Annotated in this window: 9 protein-coding genes; 2 read left to right on the plus strand and 7 right to left on the minus strand. The window is 60.7% G+C overall.

Translation table 11 applies throughout. The annotated features are described in order from the left end of the window. Window positions 1-104: 104 nt before the first annotated feature. Window positions 105-296: a hypothetical protein gene (locus tag H6B10_RS10145; RefSeq protein WP_204651497.1), complete on the plus strand. Its 192-nt coding sequence runs from the start codon at window positions 105-107 to the stop codon at window positions 294-296. Window positions 297-408: 112 nt separating this feature from the next. Here the strand turns inward: H6B10_RS10145 and H6B10_RS10150 are convergent, their stop codons facing one another. From H6B10_RS10150 to H6B10_RS10180, 7 genes are read right to left on the minus strand one after another with little or no spacing between them, the layout of a single operon-like run. Further along, entirely contained in the window at window positions 409-1080 is a 672-nt protein-coding gene (locus H6B10_RS10150) for a ribulose-phosphate 3-epimerase (RefSeq protein WP_204651498.1), read from the minus strand. A 34-nt stretch (window positions 1081-1114) separates the two neighbouring features. Continuing rightward, a complete protein-coding gene (locus H6B10_RS10155) occupies window positions 1115-2053 on the minus strand; it encodes a transketolase family protein (RefSeq protein WP_204651499.1) in 939 nt (312 codons plus the stop codon). After that, a complete protein-coding gene (locus H6B10_RS10160) occupies window positions 2050-2901 on the minus strand; it encodes a transketolase (protein ID WP_204651500.1) in 852 nt (283 codons plus the stop codon). The genes H6B10_RS10155 and H6B10_RS10160 overlap by 4 nt, the downstream gene beginning before the upstream one ends. A 1-nt stretch (window position 2902) precedes the next feature. Beyond that, entirely contained in the window at window positions 2903-3559 is a 657-nt protein-coding gene (fsa, locus tag H6B10_RS10165) for a fructose-6-phosphate aldolase (protein WP_204651501.1), read from the minus strand. Window positions 3560-3572: 13 nt separating this feature from the next. Next, window positions 3573-4268, minus strand: coding sequence for an L-ribulose-5-phosphate 4-epimerase (locus H6B10_RS10170; protein ID WP_204651502.1), 696 nt, complete (start codon window positions 4266-4268; stop codon window positions 3573-3575). Window positions 4269-4276: 8 nt separating this feature from the next. After that, window positions 4277-5755 (minus strand): L-arabinose isomerase, encoded by a 1479-nt coding sequence (araA, locus tag H6B10_RS10175; protein ID WP_204651503.1) that lies wholly within the window; start codon window positions 5753-5755, stop codon window positions 4277-4279. Between the two features lie 18 nt (window positions 5756-5773). Beyond that, complete coding sequence (locus tag H6B10_RS10180) at window positions 5774-7354, minus strand: xylulokinase (RefSeq protein WP_204651504.1); 1581 nt, start codon at window positions 7352-7354, stop codon at window positions 5774-5776. Window positions 7355-7441: 87 nt separating this feature from the next. Between H6B10_RS10180 and H6B10_RS18865 the strand changes: the two genes are divergently transcribed. Beyond that, window positions 7442-8287: a PocR ligand-binding domain-containing protein gene (locus H6B10_RS18865; protein WP_204651505.1), complete on the plus strand. Its 846-nt coding sequence runs from the start codon at window positions 7442-7444 to the stop codon at window positions 8285-8287. Window positions 8288-8625: the final 338 nt, after the last annotated feature.

Consider the following 8625-nt stretch of genomic DNA (forward strand, 5'->3'; position numbering starts at 1 on the left):
CACAGGGCCAGCGCAGTTTGCGCAAAGCCCGGCGGCACAAAAGGACCTGCTGCTGTAAGGTCAGGTCGCTGTTTTGGGCTTCCTGTATAAAACAAATGGCCCGCATGAAAATCAACCTCCTTGGGGCGAACGGGGCAGGGGCATCAGGGAAAGAAAGGCATAAAAAGGTCCCGCTTTCGATTAGTTTGTCCGAAAAAACGCCCGCAAGCGGAAAACAGCAGAAAAAAGCAAAAATCGACCGTTTTTTCCGGTTTTACCAGATGACACCCGCACAGTACCGCAACCGCTGCCGGTGATCCCCGGCAAAAAACAGCAAAACAAAAGCGTGCCGGCACCGGAACGGGGTCGGCACGCTTTGTGCTGGGGTTCTGCTGATTTACCAGAAAAAAGGATGAATGAGCAGGGCCCTCAGAGCAGATCCTGCGGGCAGACGGTGGCCGCCAGGCGCAGCTGCCGCACATTCCGGGGAACAGGGCCGCCAAAGACCGCACTGCCCGAAACAAAACTCCAGGCACCGGCCGCATGGGCTTCCGCAATGGTACACAGGGTGATGCCCCCATCCACCTGAATGGGAATGGGCTGGGGGGCTGCCTGTACCAGCTGGCTGGCGGCGGCAATGCGGGCGTTGCTGCCCGGCAGGTAGGGCTGGCCGCCGCGGCCGGGATGCACGGTCATCAACAGCAGCTGGCGGATCTGGGGCAGAAAAGGCTTTGCGGCTTCCACAGGGGTTTCGGGGTTCAGCACCAGCCCGGGCTGCATCCCGGCGGCGCGGATGGCCTGCAGGGCAGGTCCCGGTCCGCCCGGAATCTCGTAGTGGACCGAAACTCGTTCCACGCCCAGGGCTGCCAGTTCCTCCACAAAATCCAGAGGCGTTTCCACCATCAGGTGCACATCCAGCGGCTTCCGGGTCAGTCCGCGCATGGTGCGGACCATCCCGGTACCAAAGGAGATGGCAGGCACAAAATGGCCGTCCATAATATCGATGTGGAAAGCATCCGCCCCGGCGGCATCGGCCGCCTGTACGTCCCGGGCCAGATGGGCAAAATCTGCTGCCAGAATGGAGGCACAAAGTTCAAACATGGCTATCCCTCCAGCGGTGCCGTAAGGCGCCGGTTCAGATCAGTTCCTTCACGGCGGCCACAATGGCGTCGCTGCGCAGGCCGAACTGCTCCAGCAAATCCCAGGCGGGGCCGGAATGGCCGAATACGTCTTTGACGCCCACCCGACGCATCTTTGTCGGGCACTGCTCGCCCAGCACCGCGGCCACCGCTTCGCCCAGACCACCCAGGATGCTGTGCTCCTCGCAGGTGACGACGGCACCGCATTCCCGGGCCGCCTTCACGACGATCTCCTCGTCCAGCGGCTTGATGGTGCAGAGGTTGATGACCCGGGCGTGGATGCCCTCGTTTTTCAGCTGTTCGGCGGCGGTGAGGGCTTCGCCCACTTCCAGGCCGGTGGCGAAAATCGCCACATCGTTGCCCTCGGTGAGCTGCTCGCCCTTGCCGATTTCAAACTTAAACGTAGCTTCGTCATGGAATACCGGCACCGCCAGGCGGCCGAACCGCAGGTAGACGGGGCCTTCGTGCTCGTAAGCGGCCTTGACGGCGGCGCGGGCTTCCACGTCGTCGGCAGGACAGAGCACCGTCATGCCGGGGATGGACCGCATCAGTGCAAAATCCTCGCAGCACTGGTGGGAAGCACCGTCCTCACCCACCGAAATGCCGCCGTGGGTGGCACCGATTTTCACGTTCAGATGGGGGTAGCCGATGGAGTTGCGCACCTGCTCAAAGGCGCGGCCTGCGGCGAACATGGCAAAACTGGAAGCAAAAGGCACCAGCCCCATGGCTGCCATACCGGCAGCGGTGGCCATCATGTTGCTCTCGGCAATGCCGCAGTCAAAATGGCGGTCGGCATAGGCTTTTTTGAAAACACCGGTCTTGGTGGCGGCGGCCAGGTCGGCATCCAGCACCACCACGTCGGGGTGGTCTTTTGCCAGTTCTACCAGCGCGGCGCCGTAGCTGTCGCGGGTGGCGATCTTCTTGACTTCACTCATACCTGCGCCTCCAGTTCCCACAGATGGGCCAGCAGCTCACCCATGGCAGTTTTGTATTCTTCATCGTTGGGGGCCTTGCCGTGCCAGCCTACCTGGTTTTCCATGTAGCTGACGCCCTTGCCCTTGGTGGTGTGCATCAGAATGGCGGTGGGGGCATCCTTCTGCTCATGGAAGAAGGCAAACGCCTGTTCCATCTGGTCCAGGTCGTGCCCGTCGATGGAGATGACCCGGAACCCGAAGTCCCGCATCTTGGCATCCACCGGTTCAGTAGGCATCACTTCGCTGGTGGGGCCGTCGATCTGCAGCCCGTTCAGGTCAATGATGACACAGAGATTGCCCAGTTTGTACTTGGCGGCGAAGAGGAACGCTTCCCACACTTCGCCCTCTTCAATTTCGCCGTCCCCCAGCAGGGTGTACACCCGCACATTGTCCTTGTGCATATACTTGGCGGCTTTGGCCATACCTGCCGCACAGGAAACACCCTGCCCCAGGCTGCCGGTGCTCATATCCACACCGGGCACCGTGTTCATGTTGGGGTGGCCTTGCAGGTAGCTGTCAATGTGGCGCAGGGTGGGCAGGTCCTCCACCGGGAAAAATCCCCGGTAGGCCAGGGCACTGTACAGCCCCGGCGCCGTATGCCCCTTGGAGAGCACGAACCGGTCCCGGTCCTCCCATTTGGGGTTGGCGGGGTCGATGCGCATCTCTTTGTTGTACAAATAGGCGAACAGTTCCGCAGCCGAAAGGCTGCCGCCGGGATGCCCGGCTTTGGCTCCATGGGTGGATTCGATCACGCCCATCCGCACCTGGCAGGTTGCAATCTGCAGCTTCAAGCGTTCTTCGTTGGTCATATCACTCACCAAAAACCTTGCAGTAGTCGGCCTTGAATTTCTCAATGCCGGAATCGGTCAGCGGATGATGGAGCATCTGCTCGATCACCTTGTAGGGCACGGTGGCAATGTCGGCACCGGCCAGGGCGCAGTCGGTCACATGGATGGGGTTGCGCACGCTGGCGGCGATGATCTGAGTCTCAATGTCGGGATAATTCAGGAACATGTCGTGAATGTTCTGAATCAGTTCGATGCCCGGCTGAGAAATATCATCCAGCCGGCCCAGGAAGGGGCTTACATAGGTGGCACCGGCGCGGGCGGCCAGCAGCGCCTGATTGGCGCTGAAGATCAGGGTGCAGTTGGTAGGGATACCCTTGGCGGACAGCGCTTTGATGGCCTTGAGCCCCTCGGCGGTCATGGGAATTTTAACGACCATGTGCTTGGGGTCCAGGGCGTAGATGGCCTCGCCCTCTTTCACCATAGTTTCGGCGTCGGTGGTGGCTTTCACCTCACCGCTGATGGGCCCGTCCACGATGGTGGCAATCTCCGCCAGGGTCTCGGCATAGTCGCGGCCTTCCTTGGCGATGAGGCTGGGGTTGGTGGTAACGCCGGCGATGACGCCCATATCGTTGGCGGCGCGGATCTCGTCCACGTTGGCGGTATCAATAAAGAATTTCATAGTGCAGCATTCCTCATTTCTGTCCATAGTAAGCGTTGGGGCCGTGTTTGCGCATATAATGCTTGTCCTGCAGGTACTGGGGGGCCGGGGCGGCACTGGGGTCTACCTGGCGGGTCAGCAGGGCCATTTTGGCCACTTCTTCCAGCACCACGGCATGGTAGACGGCCTGGGCCGCGTCCTTACCCCAGGTAAAGGGGCCGTGGCTGTGGCAGATGACCCCCGGCACGGCCACCGGGTCGATCTTGCGGCCGGTGAAGGTTTCAATAATGACCTTGCCGGTGTTTTTCTCGTAGTCCTCGTCCAGTTCCTCTTTTGTCAGGTGGCGGGCACAGGGCACGGCACCATAGAAGTAGTCGGCGTGGGTGGTGCCGTAGCAGGGAATATCCTGCCCGGCCTGGGCCCAGGCCACGGCGTAAGGGCTGTGGGTGTGTACAATGCCGCCCAGGGTGGGGAAGGCCTTGTACAGTTCCAGATGGGTTTTGGTATCGCTGGAGGGGTTCAGGTCCCCTTCCACCCGGTTGCCGTCCAGGTCCAGCACCACCAGGTTTTCCGGCGTCAGTTCGTCGTATTCCACGCCGGAAGGCTTGATGACCACAAGGCCGCTCTCCCGGTCGATGCCCGACACATTGCCCCAGGTATAGGTCACGAGGTTCCGGCGGGGCAGTTCCATATTGGCCTCATAGACCTGTTTGCGCAGTTGTTCCAGCATAGGGCGCCTCATTTCAGTTTCCAGGCAAGGTCGGCCAGGAACAAATCGTGTTCCAGTCCTTCGGGGGTGGTGTCCTTGCCGATGTGGACAAACTCAATATCCATCATGTTGGCCCAGTCGTGCATCTGCTCGGCGGTGACGTCGTAGCTCAGCACCGTGTGGTGGGCGCCGCCCGCCGTGATCCAGCACTCCACGCCGGTGGTCAGGTCGGGCAGGGCCTTCCACATGACGCGGGCTACCGGCAGGTTGGGCATGGGCAGGATGGGCTTCACGCACTCGATGTCCTGGCAGATCAGCCGCAGGCGGCCGCCCATGTCGATGAGGCTTACCACAATGGCCTTGCCGGGTTTGCCCTCAAACACCAGACGGGCGGGGTCTTTTTCGTTCATGCCGATGCCCAGGTGATGGGTCTCGATGCGGGGACGTTCCGCCGCGCAGCAGGGGCAGACTTCCAGCATGTGGGCACCCAGGCTGTACTCGGCACCGGGGGCCAGGTTGTAGGTGTAGTCCTCCATAAAGAGGGAGCAGCCGTTGCCGCCCTCGCCCATGGCTTTCATAATGGCGGTCATGGCGGCAACTTTCCAGTCGCCCTCGCCGCCGTAGCCGTAGCCCTGGGCCATCAGGTGCTGGCTGGCCAGACCGGGCAGCTGTTCCATGCCGTACAGGTCCTGGAAGGTGTTGGAGAAAGCCTGGCAGCCTTCTTCGTCCAGCATCTTCTTGATGGCGATTTCCTCCCGGGCCTGGTAGCGGATGGCGTCAATGTTGTCGGTGGCAAAGTCGTAGTTGGCGCGGTAGACTTCCATCAGGGCGTCGATCTCGGCGTCGGTCACTTCGTTCATCACCTTGACCAGATCGCCCACGGCCCAGGTGTTCACCTGCCAGCCCAGCTTGGCCTGCACTTCCACCTTATCGCCCTCGGTGACCGCCACTTCGCGCATGTTATCGCCAAAGCGCATGACTTTCAGTTCGCGGGAAACGGCCACGCCCACGGCGGTGCGCATCCAGCGGCCCAGACGCTTCTGGACTTCCTCATCCTGCCAGTAGCCGGCAATGATCTTGCGGGGCATCCGCAGCCGGGCGGCAATGAACCCATGCTCCCGGTCGCCGTGGGCGGCCTGGTTCAGGTTCATGAAGTCCATGTCGATCTCCTCGTTGGGGATCTCCCGGTTGTACTGGGTGGCGAAGTGGCAGTAGGGCTTCTGCAAATCCACAAAGCCGTTGATCCACATCTTGCTGGGGCTGAAGGTATGGCACCAGGTGATGATGCCCGCGCAGTGGGGGTCATAGTTGGCTTCCCGCACTACGTCGGCAATCTCCTTGCTGGTCTTGGCGGTGACCTTGTACACCAGCTTGCAGGGCAGATTGCCCGAAGCGTTCAGGGCGTCGGTCATCTCGGCGGCACGGTTGGCCACCGTTTCCAGCACTTCGGGGCCGTACAGGAACTGGCTGCCCACCACAAACCAGAATTCATAGTCTTGTATGCGCATGGTAAAAAACCTCCTTGTTTACTGCAGTGCGTCCACAGCGGCATGTTCCACCGCCAGGCAGCGGACATAATTTTCCATAAAAGAGGCAAATCCGCGGTGATCCTGTTCGTCGGGGGTCAGGGTGCTGCCTTCGGCGTCGGCAAAAATGCGGTCGCGCAGGTAGCTTTCCAGTGTTTCACCCTCCCGGCGGTGCAGGCGATACCCCGCCAGCAGCGCCATACCCCAGGGGCCGCCTTCCCCGGCGGTTTTCATCACCGAGACCGGCACGCCCAGGGCGCCGGCCAGCAGCTTCTGGCCTACCACGGGAACTTTGAACAGACCGCCGTGGCCCAGCAGGTTGTCCACCGTGACCTGTTCCTGCTCAAACAGAATATCCAGGCCGTATTTCAGGGTGGCCATGCAGGCGTACAACTGGGCGCGGGCAAAGTTGGCCAGATTGAATTTGGCGTCGGGACGGCGCACAAACAGCGGCCGTCCATCCGGCACGCCGGTGACCGGTTCGCCGGAGAAGTAGTTGAAGTTGACCAGACCGCCGCAGTCGGCATCACCCTGCAGGGCTTTCTGGTAGAAGAGGGTGTACAGCTGGGTCTTGGTCAGGGTCACACCCGCGGCTTGTGCCATTTCGCCCAGCAGTTTCACCCAGCCGTCCAGGTCGGAGGTGCAGGTGTTGCAGTGGACCATGGCCACCGGGGCGCCGTCCGGGGTGGTGACCATATCGATCTCGGGGTGGACCTCTTTCAGGGGTTTTTCCAGTACCACCATGGCAAAAACGCTGGTGCCTGCGCTGACATTGCCGGTGCGCTGGGCCACACTGTTGGTGGCGGCCATGCCGGTGCCGGCGTCGCCCTCGGGCGGGCAGACCGGGATGCCGGCGGGCAGCGTGCCGGCGGGGTCCAGCAGCCGGGCGCCCGCTTCGGTCAGGCAGCCGGCGTCCTGCCCGGCGCAAAGCACCTTGGGCAGCAGATCCCGCAGGCGGCAGGGAAGATGTGCTCCTGCCAGGGCGTCAAAGGAATCCAGCATGGCGGCGTCATAGTCGCAGATGCTGCTGTCAATGGGGAACATGCCCGAGGCATCGCCGATGCCCAGCACCTTCTCGCCAGTGAGCTGCCAGTGCACATAGCCTGCCAGGGTGGTCAGGAAAGCGATGCCCTTTACGTGGTCTTCCCCGTTCAGGATGGCCTGGTAGAGATGGGCCACGCTCCACCGCTGGGGAATGTTGAAGCGGAAACGCTCGGTCAGCGCTTCGGCGGCAGGCTGGGTGGTGGTGTTGCGCCAGGTGCGGAAGGCTGCCAGCTGGTTGCCTTCCTTGTCGAAGGGCAGGTAGCCGTGCATCATGGCCGAAACCCCCAGGGCGCCCACGGTGGTCAGCGGTTCGCCGTAGGTGTTTTCGTAGTCCCGGGCAAGGTCGCGGTAAGCGTCCTGGATGCCTGCCCACACATCGTCCAGATGGTAGGTCCAGTAGCCGCCCTCAAAGCGGTTTTCCCAGTCATGGGCGCCGCCGGCCAGCACGGTGCCGTCCGGGCCTGCCAGAACCGCCTTGATGCGGGTGGAGCCGAGCTCAATGCCCAGCGTGGTGGATTTTTGTTCGAATTTTTTCATAGTATCACCGCCTGTGAAAGTTTGGATTGACAGCGCCCGAAGCGCATTTTACAATGACAGAAAGAACAGAAAAAAGGTGGGGTTGCTGTGCGTGCTGTATTTGATAAAGGAGAACTGCTGGTACTTTTGCGGGATTTTTACCAGCTGACCGGCCTGCGCACGGTGGTGTTTGATGAGTGGGGAATGGACATTTTGTCTTACCCGCCGGAACTGCCTGCCTATTGCCGGCTGGTGCGCGGCACTCCCGAAGGGGAGCAGGGCTGCCGTCTTTGCGACCAGAAAGCCTGCCGTCAGGCACAGCGGGAAGGTAAAACCCTCATCTACCCCTGCCATGCGGGTTTGATCGAAGCCATCACCCCCATCCAGGTGGATGATGTGATCGTGGGGTATCTGCTGCTGAGCCACATTGTGCAGGGGGCCGACGAGCAGGCAGAATGGGAACGGGCCAAGGGGCTTTGCGCAGGCTACGGCATCCCGGAAGATACCCTTTACCAGGCCTACCGCCAGCTGCCGCGTACGCCTTATGCCCTTTTGCAGGCCGCCTGTGATTTGCTTTCCCTTTCGGCGCGGGCGCTGTGCCAGGTGCACATGGCCCGGCTGGTACCCGGCAGCCTGTCGGAAAAACTCAACCGGTTTGTGTCGGAACATCTGGCGGAGGACCTTTCCAGCGAGCGGATCTGTGCCGCCATGGGGCTGGGGCGTACGGCGTTGTATGAGCTGTCCAAGGAAACTTACGGCTGCGGCATCAATGAATATGTACGCCGCCTGCGCATCCAGCGCGCCATGAAACTGCTTACCGGTACCGATCTGACCAACAGCGAAATCTGCCAGCAGATCGGCATTGCGGACTACAACTACTTTTTCCGGGTGTTCCGCAAACAGACCGGCTTTACGCCCCAGGCGTACCGCCGGCAGTTCGCGGCCCGGAAGTAACTTTTTGTACTGATTGTATCATACCCTTTGGGCAGGCCGTGCGTATAGTAACGGATGTTCATATTACTGGATTTTTGTTCGCAAAAAAGAACGAATGGTGTATCGGTGCCTGCAAAAAACCGAAGCATTACAACGATGTACACGGCTTGTATTCAGCAAACAATCCCTGGAAAATCAATCATATACTGCATCCCCGGCAAGACAATGAGCTTGCCGGGGATGTTTTTTTGGCGCCGAATAGGCATGATAAAACCCCCAGTTCAACTGGGGGTGGATAAAAAATACTTTAGTGAAGAGAAAGAACCTCCTGTGCTAGAATAAAGCTGGTCTGGCAACCA

This window comes from Gemmiger formicilis (assembly GCF_016901605.1).
In the GTDB taxonomy this organism is placed as follows: Bacteria; Bacillota; Clostridia; order Oscillospirales; family Ruminococcaceae; genus Gemmiger; species Gemmiger formicilis_B.

Excerpts from the sequence above, each read along its gene's own strand:
- H6B10_RS10145 (WP_204651497.1), top strand. The coding sequence starts at position 105 with ATGAAAATCAACCTCCTTGGGGCGAACGGGGCAGGGGCATCAGGGAAA.
- H6B10_RS10170 (WP_204651502.1), bottom strand. The coding sequence starts at position 4,268 with ATGCTGGAACAACTGCGCAAACAGGTCTATGAGGCCAATATGGAACTG.
- H6B10_RS10155 (WP_204651499.1), bottom strand. The coding sequence starts at position 2,053 with ATGAGTGAAGTCAAGAAGATCGCCACCCGCGACAGCTACGGCGCCGCG.
- araA (WP_204651503.1), bottom strand. The coding sequence starts at position 5,755 with ATGCGCATACAAGACTATGAATTCTGGTTTGTGGTGGGCAGCCAGTTC.
- H6B10_RS10160 (WP_204651500.1), bottom strand. The coding sequence starts at position 2,901 with ATGACCAACGAAGAACGCTTGAAGCTGCAGATTGCAACCTGCCAGGTG.
- fsa (WP_204651501.1), bottom strand. The coding sequence starts at position 3,559 with ATGAAATTCTTTATTGATACCGCCAACGTGGACGAGATCCGCGCCGCC.
- H6B10_RS10150 (WP_204651498.1), bottom strand. The coding sequence starts at position 1,080 with ATGTTTGAACTTTGTGCCTCCATTCTGGCAGCAGATTTTGCCCATCTG.
- H6B10_RS10180 (WP_204651504.1), bottom strand. The coding sequence starts at position 7,354 with ATGAAAAAATTCGAACAAAAATCCACCACGCTGGGCATTGAGCTCGGC.